The following is a 19,664-nucleotide window of genomic DNA, read 5'->3' on the forward strand; positions in this document are numbered from 1 at the left end:
CGCGCATGCTCTGGGCCTGTGTACTGCTGCCGCAACTGGCGCTGGATGCCGTCCTCCGGCGCCAGCCTGATCCCGACGCGCCGCTCGCGCTGGTCGGTGGATCGGCGCAACTGCGTACGCTGCATGCCGTGAACCCTGCCGCCGCGCACGCCGGCCTGAAAGCCGGCATGCGCCTGACCGCGGCGCTCGCGTTGCTGCAGGACTTCGCGATGGTCGAACACGACGCGCAGGCCGAAGCGCGCTGGCAACGTTTCCTCGCGGCTTGGGCGTATCGCCACAGTTCGCTGGTCAGTGCGCAGTGGCCCGGCTGCCTGGTGCTGGAAGTGCGCGCGAGCTTCCAGTTGCTGGGGCCGTGGCCACGCATCGAGGCGCGGTTGCGCGAAGAACTCGCTGCGCTGGGGTTCGTGCATCGCATCGCGATGGCGCCGACGCCGCGCGCCGCACGCGTCCTGGCCGGGCTGCGCGATGGCCTGGCGGTGTCCCAGTCCGGTGCCATGCAGGAATTGCTGGACAAGGTGCCGGTGCGCCGTGCGGTGCTGCCCGAAGGCACGGGTGAGCGGCTGCATCGCATGGGCATCCGCGACCTGCGCACGCTGCGCGGGTTGCCGCGCGACAGCGTGCGACGCCGCTTCGGACTGGAACTGCTGGAGCACCTGGACCGCCTGTACGGCACGGCGGACGACGCGCTGTCGTACTACGCGCCGCCGGACCATTTCGATGCCCGGGTGGAGCTCGGCTATGAAGTCGAAAGTCATACCGCGTTGTTGTTCCCGCTGCGCAGGATGATCGGCGACCTGTGCACGTACCTGTCCATCCGCGATGGCGGCGTGCAGCGCTTCGTGCTGCGGCTCGAGCACGAAGGCGCGCATACCGACGTGGACGTGGGCCTGCTGGCCGCGGAGCGCGAGCCGGCGATGCTGTTCGAACTGACCCGCAACCGGCTGGAGCGCGTGCAGATCCCCAAACCGGTGGTGGCGTTGCGTTTGCTGGCACGCGAACTGCCGCCGTTTGTTCCGGCCTCGCGTGACCTGTTCGATGTACGCGCGCAGCAGTCCTTGCCGTGGCCACAGTTACGCGAGCGCCTGCGCGCGCGACTGGGCGACGACGCGGTGTACCGCGTCGCTCCCGCCGGCGACCCTCGCCCCGAGCGTGCCTGGCGGCGCGTGGACGGCGGCGACGCATGCATCGGCGATGCACCGGCACGTCCACCGCGTCCGCTGTGGCTGCTGCCGCAGCCGGTGCCGTTGCGCGATCCCCATCCGCGCATCGTGTCGGGTCCTGAGCGGCTGGAAAGCGGCTGGTGGGACGGCGACGACGCGCGGCGCGACTACTACGTGCTGGAAACGGCGCGGGGCCAGCACGCTTGGGCATTCACGCCGGCGGGTGAACGTGATGGCTGGATGCTGCACGGGTGGTTTGCATGAGCTGGGACGATGCCGTCGATGGCGTGGATCGCGAGACGCCGGGTGGCCGGCCGCCGCGCGCCTGGGAAGTGGCTCACCGATTGGGCCTGCGGGCGGCCAACGACGATGCCGTCGTGGACGATGCGTTGCCGGCATACGCCGAGCTGCATTGCCTGTCCGACTTTTCCTTCCTGCGCGGGGCGGCCAGCGCGGAAGAGCTGTTCGCCCGCGCGCATCGCTGCGGCTACGAAGCCCTGGCGATCACCGATGAGTGTTCGCTGGCCGGCATCGTGCGCGCCCTGGAAGCGTCGCGTGCCACTGGAGTTAGGCTGATCGTCGGCAGCGAGTTCACCCTGACCTGCGGCTTGAAATGCGTGTTGCTGGTGGAAACGCATGCCGGCTACGCGCAGCTGTGCCAGCTGATCACCGTGGCACGCCGCGCCGCTCAGAAGGGGGCGTATCGATTGTCACGAGCGGACATGGAGACCGTGCTGCGCGATGCGATGCCGGGCGTGTCTGCGTTGTGGGTTCCAGGCTGCGCTCCCGATGCCGCAGAAGGGCAATGGCTGCGCGGCCTGCTGGGCTCGCGTGCGTGCCTGGCGATCGAACTGCACCGCGAACAGGACGACGAGGCACGTACGCACGCCTTGCTGGCCCTGTCGGCGCAACTCGGGATGACGCCGGTAGCCGCCGGCGACGTGCACATGGACGTGCGCCGCCAGCGCGTACTGCAGGACACGATGACGGCGATCCGCCACGGCAAGGCGTTGGCAGACTGCGGCGAGCACCTGTTCCGCAACGGCGAGCGCCACCTGCGCACGCGCCGTGCACTGGGCAACATCTATCCGGCCCCTCTGCTGGAAGCAGCCGTTCAGTTGGCACGGCGCTGCACGTTCACGATGGACGACGTGCGTTACGACTATCCGGCCGAACTCGTGCCGGCTGGGCATACGCCCACCACCTGGTTGCGTGCCCTGACCGAAGCCGGCATGCGCGAGCGCTGGCCCGAAGGCGTGCCGCCGAAGATTGCCGCACAGATCGACGGCGAACTGGCGCTGATCGCCGACCTGAAGTACGAAGCGTTCTTCCTCACCGTCGACGACATCGTTCGTTTCGCCAGGTCGCGCAGCATCCTGTGCCAGGGGCGTGGCTCGTCCGCCAACTCGGCGGTGTGCTTCGCGCTGGGCATCACCGTCGTGAACCCGGCGGAAAGCCGGTTGCTGATGGCGCGCTTCCTGTCGAAGGAGCGCAACGAGCCGCCCGACATCGATGTCGATTTCGAGCACGAGCGGCGCGAGGAAGTGCTGCAGTACGTCTACAACAAGTACGGCCGGGAACGCGCGGCGCTGGCCGCCACCGTCATCCGTTATCGCGGCAAGAGCGCAGTGCGCGACGTGGCCAAGGCGTTCGGATTGCCGCCGGACCAGGTGGCGCTCCTGGCCGAATGCTACGGCTGGGGGAATGGCGATGCGCCGATGGAGCAGCGCCTGGGCGAGGCCGGTTTCGATCCGGACAATCCGTTGATCGCGCGCGTGCTGGCCGTGACGGCGCAGCTACGGGACCACCCGCGCCACCTGTCGCAGCACGTCGGTGGTTTCGTCATCAGCGACGCGCCACTGAGCACGGTGGTGCCGGTGGAGAACGCGGCGATGCAGGACCGCACCATCATCCAGTGGGACAAGGACGACCTGGAGACGATGAAGCTGCTGAAGGTCGACTGCCTGGCGCTGGGCATGCTGACCTGCATCCGCAAGGCGGTGGACCTGGTCGAACGGAGCCGCGGTTACCGCATCGACCTTGCACAGTTGCCTGCAGGCGACTCGCCGACCTACGAGATGATCCAGGCTGCCGACACGGTGGGCGTGTTCCAGATCGAATCGCGCGCGCAGATGAGCATGCTGCCGCGGCTGAAGCCGAAGGATTTCTACGACCTCGTGGTGGAGGTGGCCATCGTGCGGCCCGGTCCGATCCAGGGCGGCATGGTGCATCCGTACCTGCGGCGCCGGCAGGGCAAGGAGGCGGTGGTGTATCCCTCCGAAGGCATCGAGGAAATCCTCGGCAAGACGCTGGGCATTCCGCTGTTCCAGGAACAGGTGATGGAACTGGTGATCCATGCCGGCTACCAGCCTCACGAAGCCGACAACCTGCGCCGTTCGATGGCGGCCTGGCGGCAGGGCGGCGACATGGAACCGCACCGGGCGCGCATCCGCCAGCTGATGGAAGCCAAGGGCTACGCGTCGGAGTTCATCGACCAGATTTTCGAACAGATCAAGGGATTTGGTTCCTACGGCTTTCCGCAGAGCCACGCGGCGTCGTTCGCCAAGCTGGTCTACATCAGCTGCTGGTTGAAACGGCACGAGCCGGCGGCCTTCGCCTGCGCGCTGCTCAACGCACAGCCGATGGGGTTCTACTCACCCAGCCAGATCGTGCAGGACGCACGCCGCGGCAAGGGCGGGCGCGTGGGCGTGGAGGTCCGGCCGGTCGACGTGACCTGCAGCGACTGGGACAACGCGCTGGAAGGTGGCCATGCACGACGCGGCGTGGACGACGGCGGGCAGGCGGCGGTCCGGCTGGGGCTGCGGCAGGTGGCGGGCCTGTCCGAAGCGATGGGGCAGGGCATCGTCGTGGCGCGCGCGCAACGCCCGTTCCTCGATGTGCGTGATCTGTCGTTGCGCGCCGGACTGGATGAGAAGGCGCGCCATGTACTGGCTGAAGCCGGCGCCCTGCAGGCACTCGCCGGTCATCGCCATGCCGCGCGCTGGGCGGTGGCCGGCATCGAACGCCAGCGCCCGTTGCTGCCAGACAGTCCCGACGAAGACGCCATCCTCCTGCCGGCGCCGAGCGCGGGCGAGGACGTGTTGTCGGATTACCGTGCGACAGGCCTGACGCTGCGTGCGCATCCCCTGTCGCTGCTGCGTGCGCGGCTGCAGCGCGAACGCGTGATGGATTCGCGCCAGCTTCGCGATCTGCCGCATGGTCGTGGCGTCCATGCCGCAGGCATTGTCACCCAGCGCCAGCGGCCGGCCACGGCCAGCGGCACGATCTTCGTCACGCTGGAGGACGAACACGGCATGGTCAACGTGGTGGTGTGGCCGGACGTGGCGTTGCGGCGCCGCAAGGCATTGCTCGGTGCGCGGCTGCTGGCCGTGCGCGGACGCTGGGAACACGTGGACGGCGTGCAGCACCTGATCGCGCGCGACCTGCAGGACATGAGCCACCTGCTGGGCGAACTGCAGACCAGTTCACGCGATTTCCATTGAGCCCGCCATGCACGCCTTGCCAGCCCTGACCGACGACTTGTTCGCGCCGGACTGCGTGACGCTGGTGGACGATGCCGAAGGCGGCGTGCGCTATTGGCCGCGCTTCGTCGACAATTACACGGCGCGGGCATGGTTCGATGCACTGCATGCGGGTGCCGCCTGGACGCACCTGCAGCGGCCAATGTACGACCGCATCGTGGACGTCCCCCGATTGCTGGCGAACTACGCGACCGACGCGTTGCCCGCCGACCTGCCATTGGCCGATATCCTGCAGCGCGTCCGCGAGTGCGTGCCGGCACCCTACAACCGGATCGGCATGAACCTCTACCGCGATGGTGCGGACAGCGTGGCGATGCACCACGACAAGCTCCACACGCTGCAGCGGGGACATCCGATCACGCTGGTGTCGCTGGGAGCGCCGCGCCGCATGCTGGTTCGTGCCAACCGTGGTGCACGCACCACGCTGGCGGTGGACCTGGCGCCCGGCAGCCTGCTGAGCATGAGCCATGCGTCGCAACTGACGCACGAGCATGGCATTCCGAAAAGCCGCCATGTGCAGGGACCCCGCATCAGCGTGGTGTTCCGGGTCAGGCCGGATCATTGATTGCCAGCAACGCAGCCCTGCGGCTCAGCCGAGCGCAATCGCACACCACCGCGCTGGCGGCCGAATGGCCGCCAGGCGGTTCCTTCATGCGCGAGCAAGCGCTTCAGCTGGCTCAGCCGCGAATGAAAGCCAGCAGGTCGCGGTTGATCACGTCGGCATGAGTGGTGCACATGCCGTGCGGTAAGCCTTCATAGACTTTCAACGTGGCCTTGCGGAGCAGTTTGGACGAGAGCATGGCCGAGTCCGCAATCGGCACGATCTGGTCGTCGTCGCCATGCATCACCAGCGTCGGCACGTCGATGCGCTTCAGGTCCTCGGTGAAGTCGGTAGCCGAGAACGCCTCGATGCAGTCGTACTGCGCCTTCGCGCCGCCCATCATCGCCTGGCGCCACCAGTTCATCCGCACCGGCTCGACGAGCGGCGTACCGGGGCGGTTGAATCCGTAGAACGGCACCGGAACGTTCCAGTAGAAGCCGGAGCGGTTGGCCGCCAACTCTTTCCGGAGGCCATCGAACACTTCGCGCGGCTGCCCGCCAGGATTGGCGGCGGTCTTCACCATCAGTGGCGGCACCGCGCCGATGAGCACGAGCTTGGCGACGCGGCCCGCCCCATGTCGGGCGACATAACGGGTAGCCTCGCCGCCGCCGGTCGAATGGCCGACATGGATGGCGTCGCGCAGGTCCAGATGCGCCGCAAGTTCGGCGACGTCGGCGGCGTAGGTGTCCATGTCGTTGCCGGTGGCGGTCTGGCTGGAACGGCCGTGGCCGCGCCGGTCGTGCGCGATGACGCGGTAGCCCTGTTCGAGGAAGAACAGCATCTGCGCATCCCAGTCGTCGCTGGAAAGCGGCCAGCCGTGGTGGAACACGATCGGCAGACCCGAGCCCCAGTCCTTGTAGAAGATCTCGGTACCGTCTTTGGTGGCGATCGTTTTCATGTTGCGGTTCCTCGCGGAGCGGGTGGGGGATTGGCTGTTGCCCGCGGCATGGCTCGCGGGCAGGGGAAAGGCGGCCATCGCCGCGGCGCTCATGCTCCAGACAAGGCATTGGCGGCGGGTGGTATCGATAGGCCTGGGGGAAGCGATGGCTCGCTTCGAAAGCTTGCCGAAGAGGAGCTTGCGCATTGCGGAGGTATGTGGAGTCAGGAAGGAATGAAGGCAGAACAGCTTTGCCGTGCTTCTCAACATAGGTTTCCGTTGCGTACGACGGTAGGCGCGGGAGCGTGCGCACGCTGTTGACCGTCGTGCATCAATGCGGCGGCAAGGACATTGGTTCTGCGAAGGCAACACGGTGCACCCGTGTCGGCGCTACCGCGATCAGAGGTGCCGGACTACGATCGATTCGTCGACGTCCTGGGGATGTCGCCGTGCGTCGTGCCGACGGCGCCCATCCGAACGGAGATTTCCCATGTCATCGTCTAGCAGCATTCCTTCCGATTCGTCGCGACCCGGTGCCGCCACGGATTTTCCTGTGCGTGTACTGGCAGGAATCACGGTGCCTGATACCCCGCTGGTGACGCGCGCGATCGAGTTTGCGCGCGAACACTCGGAGCCATATCTGTTCAACCACGTGATGCGATCTTGGCTCTTCGCGGCGTATCTCGCCGGGCAGAAGGACGAGCCGTACGACGCCGAGGTGCTGGCGGTATCCGCGCTGTTGCACGACATCGGCCTGTCGGATTCGATGGCCGGCAAGTTGCGGTTCGAAGTGGAAGGCGCCAACGCGGCACGGGAGTTCGTCCGCGGACTCGGCGTCGACGAGCGCCGGGCCCAGCTGGTCTGGGACAGCATCGCGCTCAACTCGACGCCGTCGATCTGCCTGCACAAGGAGGCCGAAGCGGCGCTTTGCACGCTGGGAGTCGGGCTCGACTGGGGCGGTTGGGGTTACGACAGCGTGCCATCCGGGCAGATCGAACAGATCGTCGCGGAGTTCCCGCGTCTCGACATGAAGCAGCGTTTCACGAAGGCGGTCTGCGGCATCTGCGAGCGGCGTCCGGAGACCACCTACGACAACTTCGCACGCGACTTCGGCGAGCGGTACGTGCCGGGCTATCGCGCACCGTCGATGGTCGACGTTCTGCTGGACGCGCCATTCGAAGAGTAGGCGCGCGGATCGATTCCCGCCGCAAGCTGGTGAGTGGCACCAGGAGGACGCATGTCCCGCCTGGTGCCTCACTGGACGGTCAAGGCGCCAGGATCAATGCGGGCTTGCCCGCATCCTTCAGCAGATACACGAGGAACTTCGCTGGCTTGTCCTTGCTGGCGTTGCGCCCGACCGTGTGCACGTCGTCGGGACCTTCGTGGAAGCTCTGTCCCGGCGTCAACGTGACCTCCTTGCCGCCGGCCACGCCCATGACGATCGAGCCTTCGAGCACATAGATGAATCCGTGTGCATCGTGGCGGTGGACCGGATCGGCGCCACCGGGCGGGTACTCGACCTTGAGCATCAGCATTTCCTTGCCGGGATGGTCGGGCAGCGCTTGGGTCATGACCGGCGTGACGACGGGGGGAGGGGCGTCGTTGCCCTGCAGGCCATGGGCCGCAAGCGTGCCCGACCACATCAGGGTCGCCAGGCTCAGCAAATGGTGAATACGCATCGGTTGACTCCAATCGCTCAGGGGCCCGGGATCACCGCAGGCTTGCCGGCATCCTTCAGCATGAACACGACAAACTTCGCGGGCTTCGTCTGGCTGGCATTGCGCGAAACCGTATGCACGTCGCCCGGCTTCTCGCTCCAGCTTTGCCCCGGCGTCAACGTGACCTCCTGGCCGCCTTGCACCGCCATCACGACGGAGCCCTCGAGCACGTAGACGAAGGCGTATGCGTCATGGTGATGGAGCGGGGAAGAGCCGCCCGGCGGGTAGTCGACGGTGAGAAGCAGGCCTTCCTTGCCGGGATAGTCGGGCAAGGGCTGGGTCATCACCGGCTTGACGACGGGGGGAGGTGCGTCGTGGCCTTCTGGACCGTGGGCCATGGCCGTGCCCGAGCACAGCAGCGCGAGCAGGCTCAGCGAAAGGTGAATGCGCATGGGTGTCTCCTGTGGAGGTGTGGTGACGACGGCTCGGCTCAGGACAGCCCGGCCTTGTCGAGGCCGTAGAACTTGTCGGCGGAGCCAGGCACGGAGCGGAAGCCCACGCTGATCCGGTTCCAGCCGTTGATCGCAACGATCACGCCCGTCAGGTCGACGATTTCCTTCTCCGACAGTTGCGATCGCACTTCTTCGTAGACGTCGTCCGGCACGCCGTGCGGCGGCAGTTGCGTGAGTACCTCGGTCCACGCCAGGCAGGCGCGTTCACGGGGGCTGAATAGCGGGGACTCGCGCCACACCGCGACGTGGTGCAGCCGAAGCGGACGCTCGCCGTGGATGACCGCTTCCTTCACGTGCATGTCCACGCAGAATGCGCAGCCGTTGAGCTGCGAGGCGCGCATGTCGACCAGGTGGATGATCGACTTCTCGATCGACAGTTTCTTGGTAAGCAGGCTGAACTCCACGAACTTCTTGATCAGTTCCGGGGATTGCTGCTGGTAATCGAGACGTTGACTCATGACGGATTCTCCGTGCTGATGGGGAGGGCTGGGTGGCATGGCGCCGCCGGCTGCGGGGCAATCTAGGCGCCGTCGCACCATGTCGGTAGATCGCTCGCCGGACGCGCGGTGTTGAGCGCGGCGCACCAATGGCGGTGTCGGCCCGCCGCCGGACCAGCCGTCACGACGGGCTGACACGGGAGCCTGTCACAACCGGGGTCACTGGAACGTCCTTGGTTCATGACGACACCCAAGGACGACCACGAGATCCGGGTCATGGTCCCGAACGCCGAACGCATTTGGTTCGAGTTCATGGCCGCGCTGGACACGCTTGCGCCGGACGCCCGCGCGGCGTTCCTGCTGCACGAGATCTTCGAGGCCAGTTACGACGACATCGCCAGGCTGATCGGTCAGCCGGTGGACACCTGTCGCCTCCACGTCGAGTACGCCCGGCAACATGCGCTGGCCCGCATGCGGCCGCCGGGCAGGCAAGCAAAGGCACGATCGAAATGAATGCAATGATCCAGATTCCGACGGAGCGCCAGGATGCGTTGACCTCCAGTTTCTCCGCCAGCTACGCCGGCGTCATGGCGTTCATCGCGGTCGCCACCGAAGGCAGCTTCGCGCGAGCCGCGGACCGCCTTGGCGTTGGCCGCTCGGCGGTCAGCCGGAGCGTGCAGAAACTGGAAGGACAACTGGGTGCGCGCCTGTTCTCCCGAACGACCCGTTCCACGTCGCTCACTCCCGAAGGGGAGTTGTTTTTTGAGAACTGCCGTCCCGGTGTCGACCGCATCCTGCAGGCGCTGGAAGAGATGCGCGACCTCCGCGACGGGCCGCCGCGCGGGCAGTTGCGGATCAGCGCCACGCACGGCTTCGGCCGCAAGGTCATCGCGCCGCTGATGCGCGAGTTCCACATGCGTTACCCCGGCATCGGCATCGAGCTGATGCTGGACGAGCGTGCCCCCGACCTGGCCGGCGACCGCATCGACGTGGCCTTCCGTGACGGCCGTCTGGACGACAGCCAGGTGATCGCCAAGCAGATCGTGCCCATGCAGATGCTGGTTTGCGCCTCGCCCGACTACGCGCGCCGGAACGGGCTGCCAACCTCGGTCGAAGCCCTCCAGGAGCATGCGTGCATCAATCGAAGGCTGGCGAATGGACGCCTGGCCAGCTGGGATTTCCACATCGACGGCCGCCCTCACAGCATCGCGCCGCAGGGCGACATCGTCCTCAACGACGACGACCTGATGATGCAGACCGTTCTGGACGGAGAGGGCCTGGCGCAGATGCCGGGGTTCCAGGTGTGCGATGCACTGCGCAACGGCACGCTGGTGTCGTGCCTGGGCCAGTTCGCGCCCGACGACCGCGGGCACTACCTGTGTTATCTCAGCCGGCGGCAGCTGCCCAAGCGCATCCGCGTCTTCATCGACTTCATCACCGCGCACGTCCGCGCGTTGCACCTGGACTGCGCCACCGAGATGACCCGCATCCTCGAGGCCGCCGAGCCGGTTGCCGCCATGCGGAGCGACTGCCTCGTTCTCGCCGCGGACTGACCGCGCCATTGGTGCGCAACAGGAAACACCGTGCATCCGGACGCATGGCTACAACGGGCAATGCCGCACTCCTAGCATCGTTACCAGTACGCCCGGCTGCATTAAGAGCGCCGGTGCATCCCAACAAACAGAGGTGGAACATGAAATTCGTCGTCATCGGCGGTACCGGCCTGATCGGCAGCAAAGTGGTATCGCGCCTGCGCGGCCTCGGTCACGAGGCGCTGGCCGCCGCGCCTTCGACCGGAATCGACGTCATCAGCGGTGAAGGGCTCAATGCCGCGATGACAGGCACCGACACCGTCATCGACCTGGCCAATTCACCGTCTTTCGAGCCGGAAGCAGCCATGGACTTCTTCCGGACGGCCGGCCGCAACGTGCTGGGCGCGGAAGCCAAGGCGGGCGTCCGCCACCATCTGGCGCTGTCCATTGTCGGCGTCGAGAAGTTGCCGGACAACGGCTACTTCCGCGCCAAGGTCGAGCAGGAGCAGCTGATCCGCAACTCCGGTATCCCGTTCACCGTCGTGCACTCGACGCAGTTCTTCGAGTTCCTGCCGGGCATCATCCAGGCGGGTACCGAGGGTGCGACGGTTCGCCTGTCGCCGGCACTGGTGCAGCCCATCGCATCGGAGGACGTCGCCGATGCGGTTGCACGCCTGGCCTTGCAGGCGCCGGCCAACGGCATCGTCGAGATCGCAGGACCGGACCGCATGCCGATGTCCGACCTCGCGCAGCGGTTCCTGCAGATCATCCAGGATCCGCGCGAAGTCGTCGGCGACGTGCACGCGCGCTACTTCGGCTCCGAACTGCAGGAAGACACGCTGGTGCCTGAGAAGGCGGGCTGGCGCGGCGCGCTGGACTTCGAACGCTGGCTGGCCCAGTCCGAGTACGCCCGCTTCGCGGCGAGGGCATAGGCGAGGAAGTCGACAAGGACCCCGTGTGCCCATGAGCCCGCTGCTGCCACCACCGGCCAACCTGCTGGACAGGTATTACGGCGAGGACGCCCTCGCTCTTTACACCGGCCGCGTGCGCGTGACCGGAGGCGAAGCGGGACACGGGCGCGCTTCGGGCGTGGTGAAGTCGGACGATGGCGCGCTCGACGTGAACCTGCGGATGCCGACCGAGCTCGGTGGTCCCGGCGGAGGCAGCAACCCGGAGCAACTGCTCGCGGCGGGCTACGCCGCCTGCTTCCATGGCGCATTGATGCTGCTGGCGAACCGCGCCGGCGTGGAGCTCCGGGACGTCGTCGTGGACGCCGCGGTGACGTTCGCGCGCGATCCCATGGACGGACTGTTCCTGCTGTCGGCCGACATCCGCGTCAGCCTTCCCGGCGTCGACCGCGCGCTGGCTGCCGAGCTGGTCCGCAACACCGAACGCGTCTGCCCCTACGCAAAGATGTTCCGTCACGGCATCGACCACGTGGTGGCGGTGGCGCACGAGCACGAGACACCTTCCTGACCGCTGCATGCGGCGAGGAGACACGCAATGACCCTCAAGATCGAACGCATCACGCCCCGCAACAGGCTGCTGGCCTGGGTCGAGGACCGGTTGCCGGTGGTCTCGTTCGTGGCGGCGCACACCAGCCGCTACTACGCGCCGAAGAACTTCAACATCTGGTACCTGTTCGGCGCACTGGCCGGGGTGGCGCTGGTCAACCAGCTGGTCACCGGCATCTTCCTGGCGATGCACTTCAAGCCGTCCGCGGCCGAGGCGTTCTCGTCGGTCGAGTACATCATGCGCGACGTGGAGTGGGGCTGGCTGATCCGCTACATGCACTCCACCGGCGCGTCGCTGTTCTTCGTCGTGATCTACCTGCACATGTTCCGTGGCCTGATGTACGGCTCCTACAAGCGGCCGCGCGAGCTGGTGTGGGTCCTCGGCATGTCGATCTACCTCGTGCTGATGGCCGAAGCCTTCATGGGCTATGTGTTGCCGTGGGGCCAGATGTCGTTCTGGGGCGCCAAGGTGATCATCTCGCTGTTCGGCGCAATCCCTATCGTCGGCGATGGCCTGTCGCACTGGATCATGGGCGACTACGTGCCCGCGGACGCCACGATCAACCGCTTCTTCGCGCTGCACGTCATCGCGCTGCCGCTGGTCCTGTTGCTGCTGGTGGCCGTGCACATCCTGGCGCTGCATGAGGTGGGCTCGAACAATCCGGACGGCATCGAGATCAAGGACAAGACCGGCAGCGATGGAAAGCCGCTGGACGGCATCCCGTTCCATCCCTATTACTCGGTCGAGGACCTGCTCAGCACGTCGGTCTTCGTGCTGGTGGCCGCGTTCCTTATCTTCTTCGCGCCGACGGTGGGCGGTCTGTTCCTGGAACACGACAACTTCACCGAGGCCAATCCGCTGGTCACGCCGGAGCACATCAAGCCGGTGTGGTACTTCACGCCGTACTACGCGATGTTGCGTGTCATCCCGGACAAGGTGATGGGTGTGGTGGTGATGTTCCTCGCCATCATCGCGCTGTTCCTGCTGCCGTGGCTGGACCGCGGCAAGGTCAAGTCGGTCCGGTACCGAAGATTCGGCTACAAAGCCGCGCTCGGCGTGTTCGTCGTGTCGTTCGTCCTGCTGGGCGCCGTGGGCATCGGCGCGGTGGCGCCCCTGCTGTCGCGCCTGTTCGGTAGCGGCATCGACGTCAACCTGATCGAGAACTGGATCGGCCGGGTCCTGCTGGCGGGTTACTTCGGCTTTTTCGCCTTCACATGGGTCTACACGCGGTTCGGTATCGAACGTACCAGGCCGGTGCCCGAGCGGGTGACGTAGTCGCTGCCCGAGGCCGCGAGGCGACGGCAGGAGAGCGGTCATGCACATCGGAAAGTCGTACAGGCTCCCGGAGTTCCTGGTGTGGACGCGACGCACGATCTACGTGCTCGTGGTGCTGAGTGTCGCGCCCGTCGCGCTCTACCAGCTGGCCGGATTCAAGTGGCTGGCGATCCCGTGGGGCATCGTGTTCCTGCTGGGCGCGTCGGTCGCGCTGTCCGCCGGTTTCAAGAATGCGCAGGCCTACAACCGCCTGCAGGAGGCGCAGCAGGTCTGGGCATCGATCGTGAGCAGCAGCCGTGTGTGGGGTGCGATGTGCCGGGACTACGTCGCGGATCCGGAGCGCGCCCGCCAGCTGGTGTATCGCCATTTCGCCTGGCTCACCGCGCTGCGCTACCAGATGCGCGACGTGAAGGCCTGGGAAACCATGGACCGCGCGGAGAACGTCGAGTACCAGCGCCGGTACGCCATTCCCGAGCGCGAGCGGCCGCTCGAGTCCGAGCTGGAGCGCTATCTCTCCCCAGCGGAAGCAGCGCAGGTGCTGACGTCGCATACCCGGGCCTTGCGGGTGCTCGTGCTGCAAAGCTGGGAGGTGAGCAAGCTGCTGGCCGACGGAACCCTCACGGCCTCGCAGGGCGGCGAACTGCAGGCGACGGTGCGCCGGCTCTTCGATCACCAGAGCAACAGCGAGCGCATCAAGGACTTCCCGTTCCCCCGCCAGCATGCCTTCATCAACTCGCTGTTCGTGAAGATCCTGTGTTTCCTGCTTCCTTTCAGCATGATCGGCGAGTTCGAACGCCTGAACGAAGTCGTCGATGGCTGGGCCAAGGGCAACATGGTCTGGCTGAGCGTTCCGCTGAGCCTGCTCATCTCCTGGATGTACACCTCGCTGGACCAGGTTGGCGAGAGCACCGAGAACCCGTTCGAAGGCGGTGCCAACGACGTTCCGATCTCCCACATCTGCGAGGAGATCGAGGCGGAGCTTAGAGAGATGCTCGGCGAAGCCAACGTGCCCGCACCTGCCGGACTGGAAGGCGACATCGCTGTTTGAACCGCCCCGATATTGCCCAAGGAAGCCATCGACGCCATGCAGTGCCTCCGCAACCTGCTGCTCAATACCGACAGCTACAAGGCCAGCCATTGGCTGCAGTATCCGCCGGGTACCGATGCGACGTTCTTCTACGTCGAGTCGCGCGGCGGTCTGTACGACCGCACGCTGTTCTACGGCCTGCAGGCCATCCTCAAGGAATACCTGGCCAGGCCGATCTCGCATGCCGATGTCGATGAGGCGCGCGATTTCTTCGCCGCCCATGGCGAACCGTTCAATGAGGCCGGCTGGCGCTACATCGTCGACCGGCATGACGGGCTCGTGCCGATCCGCATCCGCGCCGTGCCGGAAGGGACCGTCGTCCCGACGCACCAGGCGCTGGTGACGATCGAATCGACCGATCCCGATGCGTACTGGGTGCCGTCCTATCTCGAAACCATGCTGCTGCGCCTGTGGTACCCGGTCACGGTGGCGACGATCAGCTGGCACGCCAAGCAGACGATCCGGCAATTCCTCGAGCGCACCAGTGACGATCCCGCCGGGCAGTTGCCGTTCAAGCTGCACGATTTCGGCGCACGCGGCGTGTCCAGTGCCGAGTCGGCCGCGCTCGGTGGTTCGGCGCACCTCGTCAACTTCATGGGCACCGACACCGTGTCGGGCGTGCTGGCGGCGCGCGCGTACTACCACGAGCCGATGGCGGGATTCTCGATTCCCGCGGCCGAGCACAGCACGATCACCAGCTGGGGCCGCGAGAACGAGGTCGAGGCCTACCGCAACATGCTGCGGCGATTCGCTAAGCCGGGCTCCGTCGTCGCGGTCGTCTCGGACAGCTACGACATCTATCACGCGATCAGCGAGCACTGGGGCAGGACGCTGCGCGAAGAGGTCATCCGCTCGGGCGCGACGCTGGTGGTGCGCCCAGACTCCGGCGATCCGGTGGACGTGGTGCACAAATGCCTGGTGCTGCTCGATGAGGCTTTCGGCCACGCCGTGAACGGCAAGGGCTACAAGGTGCTGAACCACGTCCGCCTGATCCAGGGGGACGGGATCAACCCGAACAGCATCCGCGCGATCCTCGAGCGCGCGACCAGCGCGGGTTACTCCATCGACAACCTGGCCTTCGGCATGGGCGGAGGCTTGTTGCAGCAGCTCAACCGCGACACGCAGAAGTTCGCGCTCAAATGCTCGGCGGCCCGCATCGACGGTCGCTGGATCGATGTCTACAAGGACCCGATCACCGACAAGGGCAAGCAGAGCAAGCGTGGCCGCATGACCCTGCTGCGACACCGTGAGTTCGGCACGTTCCAGACCGTACCGGTGCCGCCCGAAGCAGAGTCGCTGGCCGACGTGGTCAGGCCGCAGGGCTACGACGATGCGATGGTGACGGTCTGGGAGAACGGGCGGCTCGTCCACGACTGGACGTTTGCCGAGGTCCGCAAGCGCGCCGACGGCAACCGGCTCTAGCGCAGTCGACGAGCTGCGCCGCACGAGGGTCTCACGCGTTCCGGATGGACTCCCACATCCGCAGGCGGTCGGCGATCAGCTCGGCGCGCTTGCCATCATCGAGTCCGTCCAGGATGACCACATGCTCGGGCTCGGCGCGCAGGTACACGCCCGAGGTACGCGCGGCGATGCCGGACTGGCCGCTCGGGAAGGTCGTGAAGACGCCGGCGGCGCGACTGGCGGACTCGATCCGGATGTCTCCCGTGCCCTCCAGTTGCGGCGCGTTCGGATCGCGCGGCCGTTCGCCCCTCCAGTAGTAGAAGATGCCCGACGGGTTCTTGATGTCCCTGCTCGCTTCGCTCCAGTAACGCGCGCACAGTGCGCCGTCGGATTGCCATGAGCGGCCGGTGAGTTCCAGGGTTCCTTCGCGGTTGCGCGAGATACGCATCAGGCTCACGGCCGAAGGCTCCCCGGCACTGCGCTCCGTCAGCGAGAACTGCCACCACTGTCCCTCGATGCTGGCGACGCTGGCTTCGCTTTCGATCGCCTTGCGCAGCTTCAGGTTGATGGCTCTCGTCTCGGTCGCCGTCAGTGCGTCTCCATAACGGATGCAGGTGAGGCCGAGCAGGTCGCTGGGAAGCTTGGCGCCATTCGCATGGAGGATGAACGTGCGGCGCATGCCGAGCACGCCGCCGAACAGGCCGGCCTCGAAGACGACGTTGTCGCGCGGAGACGCTTGCGCGGTTCCGGGTTCGGTCAGTGCCGGGCTGTTGCTGGTCCAGTCGTCCTGGGCGAACACGAACGCCGCGAAGTCGACCTCGCGCGTGAGTTCGAGGAGCCGTTCCAGCGTCGTGGTGCCCGGATTGAACGAAGCGGTCCAGGGCTCCACGTGCGCGACGTCTTCGAGGCCGCGCGTCAGTGATTGCAGGAGCTTGGTCTGCTTCGCCGATGAGCCCAGGAAGATGCGGGGCTTGTCCATCCTTTTCTCCCGACAGCCGGTACGACCGCGTCCGTGCCGGGGCACGAACTCCGCATGTGCCGGCCTAGCTTAATGGAATCCCGGATGCACCCGCGTGGGCGAGCGCCCTCGTGCGTACGCGCGGCGCGGCATGCGGGCCGCGCCCTCACGCGCCGTTACATTCAGCTGATCTATTCATCGCGCTCCAGTCATTCCAGAACCGGTGCCCGGTGCGTTACGACCTGAACCTGCTGCCCGTCTTTCTCACGCTGATGGAGGAGCGCAGCGTGACCCGTGCCGCCGAGCGGCTGGGCATCACGCAGCCCGCCTTGTCGAACGCGCTCGCGCGCCTGCGCGACATGCTGAAGGACCCGCTCTTCATCCGCGAACGCTACGGCATGCAGCCCACCCAGAAGGCCGAGGAACTCGCGCCGGTGGTCGCGGCGGCATTGGCGAGTCTCGACGAGCTGGTCCTGGGCCAACAGGGTTTCGATCCGGCCAGGGCAGAGCGGCTGGTCACCATCGCGCCCAACAGTTATGTCGAGTTCGTCCTCGTGCCCAGCCTGGTGGCGCGGCTGCGCGAGCGTGCGCCGGGAATCCGGCTTCGCCTCACGCCCTACGGCGCGGATCTGGCGGACACCGGCGTCATCTCCGGGGTGACCGCGATGGTGCTCGGCCGCGTGAACGATCCGCCAGACAACCTGGTCGTGCAGCACCTGATGGACGACAGCCTGGCGTGCGTCGTACGGGCCGATCACCCGGTGGTCAACAAGCGCATGTCGAAGCAGCAGTACGAACAGCTCAAGCACGTGAACGTGCTGCCGCCCGGCCGCTTGCGCGTGGGTCTGTTCCAGGCGCTGGAGCGGCAGGGATTGCGACGCGAGGTCGCCGTCTCGGTCACGCATTTCCTCGCGATCCCGGAAATGGTCGCGGTCACGGACTATTGCGCGACCTTGCCGAGCCTCATCTGCCGGCGGCTTGCGAACGATCCGCGGCTGAAGGTGGTGCCTGCGCCCGCCGACCTCGGTACGTTCCCGGTGGAGATGGCCTGGCATGTACGCTACCGGCACGACCCAGCACACCAGTGGCTGCGCTCGCTGGTCAGCGAAGTGGCGAGCGGGCTCTGACAGCTGGTGAACCGTGAGGCCGCCCGAGGGCGGCATCACGGAGGTGACCGGCGTATGGGGATTACGCCGCGGTGGAAAGAGCGAGTGTCTCCGGGAACCAGGTATAGCCCTCCGCGCCTCCGCCGAAGAACGCGGACGGCGGTGCTTCGAACAACGGCGCATTGCGGCGCAGGCGTTCGACCAGATCCGGATTGCCGATGAACGGCTTGCCGAACGCGATCATGTCGGCGTGCCCCGAAGCCACGGCGTCGATCGCCGTCTGCCGGCCATAGCCGTTGTTGGCGATGTACTTGCCGCCGAAGGCGTCGCGCAGCGCCTGGAAGTCGAAGGCATCCGCGCCGTTGCCGTCGTGCAGCTGTCCCTCGACGAGATGCAGGTAGGCGAGGTTCATCTCACCGAGCCGGCGGGCCAGGTAGGCATGCGTTTCCATCGGCGTGCTGTCGAGCGGGGTGTCGCCGATGGCCGTGGACAGCGGCGAGAGGCGGAGACCGACGCGATCCGCGCCCCACACGGCGGAAACGGCTTCGACGACTTCGAGCGGGAAGCGGGCGCGATTCTCGATGGAACCGCCATAGCGATCCTGCCGATGGTTGGTGCTGTCGCGCAGGAACTGCTCCAGCAGGTAACCGTTGGCGGCATGCACTTCGACGCCGTCGAAGCCCGCTTCCCTGGCCCGGCGCGCGGCATTGCGGTAATCGTCGATGACGCCGCCGATCTCGTGCAGCTCGAGCGCGCGAGGCGGCGTCGGAGGTGCAAAGCCGTTCTCGATGAACACGTTGCCGCCGGCCGGGATCGCGGAAGGTGCAACCGGCGCGGCACCGTTCTCCTGCAGGCTTTCATGCGACATGCGTCCGACATGCCACAGCTGCATGACGATCTTGCCGCCTTCGGCATGGACGGCCTCGGTGACGCGCGCCCAGGCTTCTGTCTGCGCGTCGGTGTGGATGCCGGGCGTGAACGCATAGCCGCGGCCCTGGCGCGAGATGTTGGTGGCCTCGGTGATGATCAGGCCTGCCGAAGCGCGCTGGCGGTAATACTCGGCCGCGAGTGGCGTGTGGACGCCATCGCTGCCGGCGCGCGAGCGCGTGAGCGGCGCCATCGCGATGCGGTTGCTGACTTCGATCGCTCCCAGCGTCGTGGGCGAGAAGAGGTTGGCGGCTGACATGGTCGGCTCCTTGGTGGGGTGGCCAAAGCATGCGTACGCCGATGGTATGTATCCAGTTTATTTGTTGTATTGCAGTTATTCGCAGGACGTATATGACGTCTGAGGTTGCGGCGCGTGGCCTGCGCCACGCCGGTCGAAGACGCCACGATCTGCAAGGAGCCCCTAACCGCCGAGCGCGATGGTGATGGCGACGAGCACGCATCCCAGCAGCACCATCGACAGTCCGACGAGCCAAGGGCGCAGCCCGGTGGCGCGCCCGTAGGCGACGCCGGCGACGAACAGCATGGTGATCGCGATGATGTTCGAGGTCCGCATGGCGGGTGCGACTGAATCCATCAGCAGAAAGGGAATCGCGATGGGGAAGGTGCTGAGGAACACCAGCAGGCAGACTGCCAGGCCTCCCAGCAGGTCGCTCATCGCAAGGCGAGTTACCTCCGGGGGGCGCCCGGTGCTGCCTGCCAGGCGCCGATGGATCGTATCCAGTTCGTCGGCCGTGAGCGCCGCGGCAACGTCGCCGGGCAACAGTTCGGCCAGCAGGCTGCGGGCATGCGCTGCATCGGTGGTTCGGCGCAGCATGTGGAGCTGCTTGCGTTCGCTGCTGCGGGCGGCATGGGTGATCATCACGTAGATGATTCCGTCGATGATCCCCCATGCAAGGTTGCATCCGAGTGCGCCGATCAGCATCGCGCGCACGTCGTTGCGGCCCGCATCGGCCACGCTGAGCGAGCCCGTGAACGTGAGTGCCATGATCAGCCCGAGCATGGCCTCGGCGATGCGGTCACCAGGGTCCAGGATGCGCCGGAAACGTGGGCTTGAC

At 66.5% G+C, this 19,664-nt stretch carries 19 protein-coding genes; 12 read left to right on the forward strand and 7 right to left on the reverse strand.

What is annotated here, in order from left to right; translation table 11 throughout:
• Nucleotides 1–5 precede the first annotated feature (5 nt).
• From IU514_RS00940 to IU514_RS00950, 3 genes are read left to right on the forward strand one after another with little or no spacing between them, the layout of a single operon-like run.
• Entirely contained in the window at nt 6–1,424 is a 1,419-nt protein-coding gene (locus IU514_RS00940; protein ID WP_194929191.1) for a Y-family DNA polymerase, read from the forward strand.
• Nucleotides 1,421–4,663, forward strand: coding sequence for an error-prone DNA polymerase (locus IU514_RS00945; protein WP_194929192.1), 3,243 nt, complete (start codon nt 1,421–1,423; stop codon nt 4,661–4,663). The genes IU514_RS00940 and IU514_RS00945 overlap by 4 nt, the downstream gene beginning before the upstream one ends.
• 7 nt (nt 4,664–4,670) lie before the next feature.
• A complete protein-coding gene (locus IU514_RS00950) occupies nt 4,671–5,267 on the forward strand; it encodes an alpha-ketoglutarate-dependent dioxygenase AlkB (RefSeq protein ID WP_194929193.1) in 597 nt (198 codons plus the stop codon).
• A gap of 112 nt (nt 5,268–5,379) precedes the next feature.
• On the opposite strand, the gene IU514_RS00955 is transcribed toward IU514_RS00950, so the two are convergent.
• Complete coding sequence (locus tag IU514_RS00955; protein WP_194929194.1) at nt 5,380–6,201, reverse strand: alpha/beta fold hydrolase; 822 nt, start codon at nt 6,199–6,201, stop codon at nt 5,380–5,382.
• 556 nt (nt 6,202–6,757) lie between these two features.
• On the opposite strand from IU514_RS00955, the gene IU514_RS00960 reads away from it, so the two are divergent.
• Nucleotides 6,758–7,366 carry an HD domain-containing protein gene (locus tag IU514_RS00960; protein WP_324187757.1) on the forward strand — a complete coding sequence of 203 codons (609 nt, stop codon included), beginning with the start codon at nt 6,758–6,760 and terminating at the stop codon, nt 7,364–7,366.
• 79 nt (nt 7,367–7,445) lie between these two features.
• Here the strand turns inward: IU514_RS00960 and IU514_RS00965 are convergent, their stop codons facing one another.
• From IU514_RS00965 to IU514_RS00975, 3 genes are read right to left on the reverse strand one after another with little or no spacing between them, the layout of a single operon-like run.
• The gene (locus IU514_RS00965) at nt 7,446–7,859 is read right to left on the reverse strand and encodes a cupin domain-containing protein (RefSeq protein WP_194929196.1); all 414 of its coding nucleotides are present in this window, start codon (nt 7,857–7,859) and stop codon (nt 7,446–7,448) included.
• Between the two features lie 17 nt (nt 7,860–7,876).
• Entirely contained in the window at nt 7,877–8,290 is a 414-nt protein-coding gene (locus IU514_RS00970) for a cupin domain-containing protein (protein WP_194929197.1), read from the reverse strand.
• A gap of 38 nt (nt 8,291–8,328) precedes the next feature.
• A complete protein-coding gene (locus IU514_RS00975) occupies nt 8,329–8,808 on the reverse strand; it encodes a carboxymuconolactone decarboxylase family protein (RefSeq protein ID WP_194929198.1) in 480 nt (159 codons plus the stop codon).
• A 219-nt stretch (nt 8,809–9,027) separates the two neighbouring features.
• Here IU514_RS00975 and IU514_RS00980 point away from each other — a divergent pair, with 219 nt between their 5' ends.
• The 7 genes from IU514_RS00980 (at nt 9,028) to IU514_RS01010 (ending at nt 15,618) form a co-directional block, all read left to right on the forward strand.
• Entirely contained in the window at nt 9,028–9,300 is a 273-nt protein-coding gene (locus IU514_RS00980; RefSeq protein WP_194929199.1) for a sigma factor-like helix-turn-helix DNA-binding protein, read from the forward strand.
• Nucleotides 9,297–10,340, forward strand: coding sequence for a LysR family transcriptional regulator (locus IU514_RS00985; protein WP_194929200.1), 1,044 nt, complete (start codon nt 9,297–9,299; stop codon nt 10,338–10,340). Before IU514_RS00980 ends, IU514_RS00985 begins: the two co-directional genes overlap by 4 nt.
• Before the next feature lie 140 nt (nt 10,341–10,480).
• Complete coding sequence (locus tag IU514_RS00990; protein ID WP_194929201.1) at nt 10,481–11,251, forward strand: SDR family oxidoreductase; 771 nt, start codon at nt 10,481–10,483, stop codon at nt 11,249–11,251.
• Nucleotides 11,252–11,282: 31 nt separating this feature from the next.
• Nucleotides 11,283–11,795 (forward strand): Ohr family peroxiredoxin, encoded by a 513-nt coding sequence (locus tag IU514_RS00995; RefSeq protein WP_194929202.1) that lies wholly within the window; start codon nt 11,283–11,285, stop codon nt 11,793–11,795.
• Between the two features lie 27 nt (nt 11,796–11,822).
• A complete protein-coding gene (locus IU514_RS01000; protein ID WP_194929203.1) occupies nt 11,823–13,109 on the forward strand; it encodes a cytochrome b in 1,287 nt (428 codons plus the stop codon).
• A gap of 40 nt (nt 13,110–13,149) precedes the next feature.
• On the forward strand, nt 13,150–14,157 hold the full coding sequence (locus IU514_RS01005; protein WP_194929204.1) for a bestrophin family protein: 1,008 nt from the start codon (nt 13,150–13,152) through the stop codon (nt 14,155–14,157).
• 36 nt (nt 14,158–14,193) lie between these two features.
• Complete coding sequence (locus IU514_RS01010; RefSeq protein ID WP_194929205.1) at nt 14,194–15,618, forward strand: nicotinate phosphoribosyltransferase; 1,425 nt, start codon at nt 14,194–14,196, stop codon at nt 15,616–15,618.
• 31 nt (nt 15,619–15,649) lie between these two features.
• Here the strand turns inward: IU514_RS01010 and IU514_RS01015 are convergent, their stop codons facing one another.
• A complete protein-coding gene (locus IU514_RS01015) occupies nt 15,650–16,576 on the reverse strand; it encodes a TIR domain-containing protein (protein WP_194929206.1) in 927 nt (308 codons plus the stop codon).
• 209 nt (nt 16,577–16,785) lie between these two features.
• Between IU514_RS01015 and IU514_RS01020 the strand changes: the two genes are divergently transcribed.
• Nucleotides 16,786–17,682, forward strand: coding sequence for a LysR family transcriptional regulator (locus IU514_RS01020; protein ID WP_194929207.1), 897 nt, complete (start codon nt 16,786–16,788; stop codon nt 17,680–17,682).
• Nucleotides 17,683–17,743: 61 nt separating this feature from the next.
• Here the strand turns inward: IU514_RS01020 and IU514_RS01025 are convergent, their stop codons facing one another.
• Together IU514_RS01025 and IU514_RS01030 are read right to left on the reverse strand one after the other, a co-directional pair.
• A complete protein-coding gene (locus IU514_RS01025; protein WP_194929208.1) occupies nt 17,744–18,847 on the reverse strand; it encodes an alkene reductase in 1,104 nt (367 codons plus the stop codon).
• A gap of 162 nt (nt 18,848–19,009) precedes the next feature.
• Nucleotides 19,010–19,609 (reverse strand): VIT1/CCC1 transporter family protein, encoded by a 600-nt coding sequence (locus IU514_RS01030; RefSeq protein ID WP_228760391.1) that lies wholly within the window; start codon nt 19,607–19,609, stop codon nt 19,010–19,012.
• Nucleotides 19,610–19,664: the final 55 nt, after the last annotated feature.

The organism is Lysobacter niastensis (genome assembly GCF_015453285.1).
GTDB classification, from domain to species: Bacteria; Pseudomonadota; Gammaproteobacteria; order Xanthomonadales; family Xanthomonadaceae; genus Lysobacter_J; species Lysobacter_J niastensis.

Excerpts from the sequence above, each read along its gene's own strand:
- IU514_RS00940 (WP_194929191.1), top strand. The coding sequence starts at position 6 with ATGCTCTGGGCCTGTGTACTGCTGCCGCAACTGGCGCTGGATGCCGTC.
- IU514_RS00945 (WP_194929192.1), top strand. The coding sequence starts at position 1,421 with ATGAGCTGGGACGATGCCGTCGATGGCGTGGATCGCGAGACGCCGGGT.
- IU514_RS00950 (WP_194929193.1), top strand. The coding sequence starts at position 4,671 with ATGCACGCCTTGCCAGCCCTGACCGACGACTTGTTCGCGCCGGACTGC.
- IU514_RS00955 (WP_194929194.1), bottom strand. The coding sequence starts at position 6,201 with ATGAAAACGATCGCCACCAAAGACGGTACCGAGATCTTCTACAAGGAC.
- IU514_RS00965 (WP_194929196.1), bottom strand. The coding sequence starts at position 7,859 with ATGCGTATTCACCATTTGCTGAGCCTGGCGACCCTGATGTGGTCGGGC.
- IU514_RS00970 (WP_194929197.1), bottom strand. The coding sequence starts at position 8,290 with ATGCGCATTCACCTTTCGCTGAGCCTGCTCGCGCTGCTGTGCTCGGGC.
- IU514_RS00975 (WP_194929198.1), bottom strand. The coding sequence starts at position 8,808 with ATGAGTCAACGTCTCGATTACCAGCAGCAATCCCCGGAACTGATCAAG.
- IU514_RS00980 (WP_194929199.1), top strand. The coding sequence starts at position 9,028 with ATGACGACACCCAAGGACGACCACGAGATCCGGGTCATGGTCCCGAAC.
- IU514_RS00985 (WP_194929200.1), top strand. The coding sequence starts at position 9,297 with ATGAATGCAATGATCCAGATTCCGACGGAGCGCCAGGATGCGTTGACC.
- IU514_RS00990 (WP_194929201.1), top strand. The coding sequence starts at position 10,481 with ATGAAATTCGTCGTCATCGGCGGTACCGGCCTGATCGGCAGCAAAGTG.
- IU514_RS00995 (WP_194929202.1), top strand. The coding sequence starts at position 11,283 with ATGAGCCCGCTGCTGCCACCACCGGCCAACCTGCTGGACAGGTATTAC.
- IU514_RS01000 (WP_194929203.1), top strand. The coding sequence starts at position 11,823 with ATGACCCTCAAGATCGAACGCATCACGCCCCGCAACAGGCTGCTGGCC.
- IU514_RS01005 (WP_194929204.1), top strand. The coding sequence starts at position 13,150 with ATGCACATCGGAAAGTCGTACAGGCTCCCGGAGTTCCTGGTGTGGACG.
- IU514_RS01010 (WP_194929205.1), top strand. The coding sequence starts at position 14,194 with ATGCAGTGCCTCCGCAACCTGCTGCTCAATACCGACAGCTACAAGGCC.
- IU514_RS01015 (WP_194929206.1), bottom strand. The coding sequence starts at position 16,576 with ATGGACAAGCCCCGCATCTTCCTGGGCTCATCGGCGAAGCAGACCAAG.
- IU514_RS01025 (WP_194929208.1), bottom strand. The coding sequence starts at position 18,847 with ATGTCAGCCGCCAACCTCTTCTCGCCCACGACGCTGGGAGCGATCGAA.
- IU514_RS01030 (WP_228760391.1), bottom strand. The coding sequence starts at position 19,609 with ATGCTCGGGCTGATCATGGCACTCACGTTCACGGGCTCGCTCAGCGTG.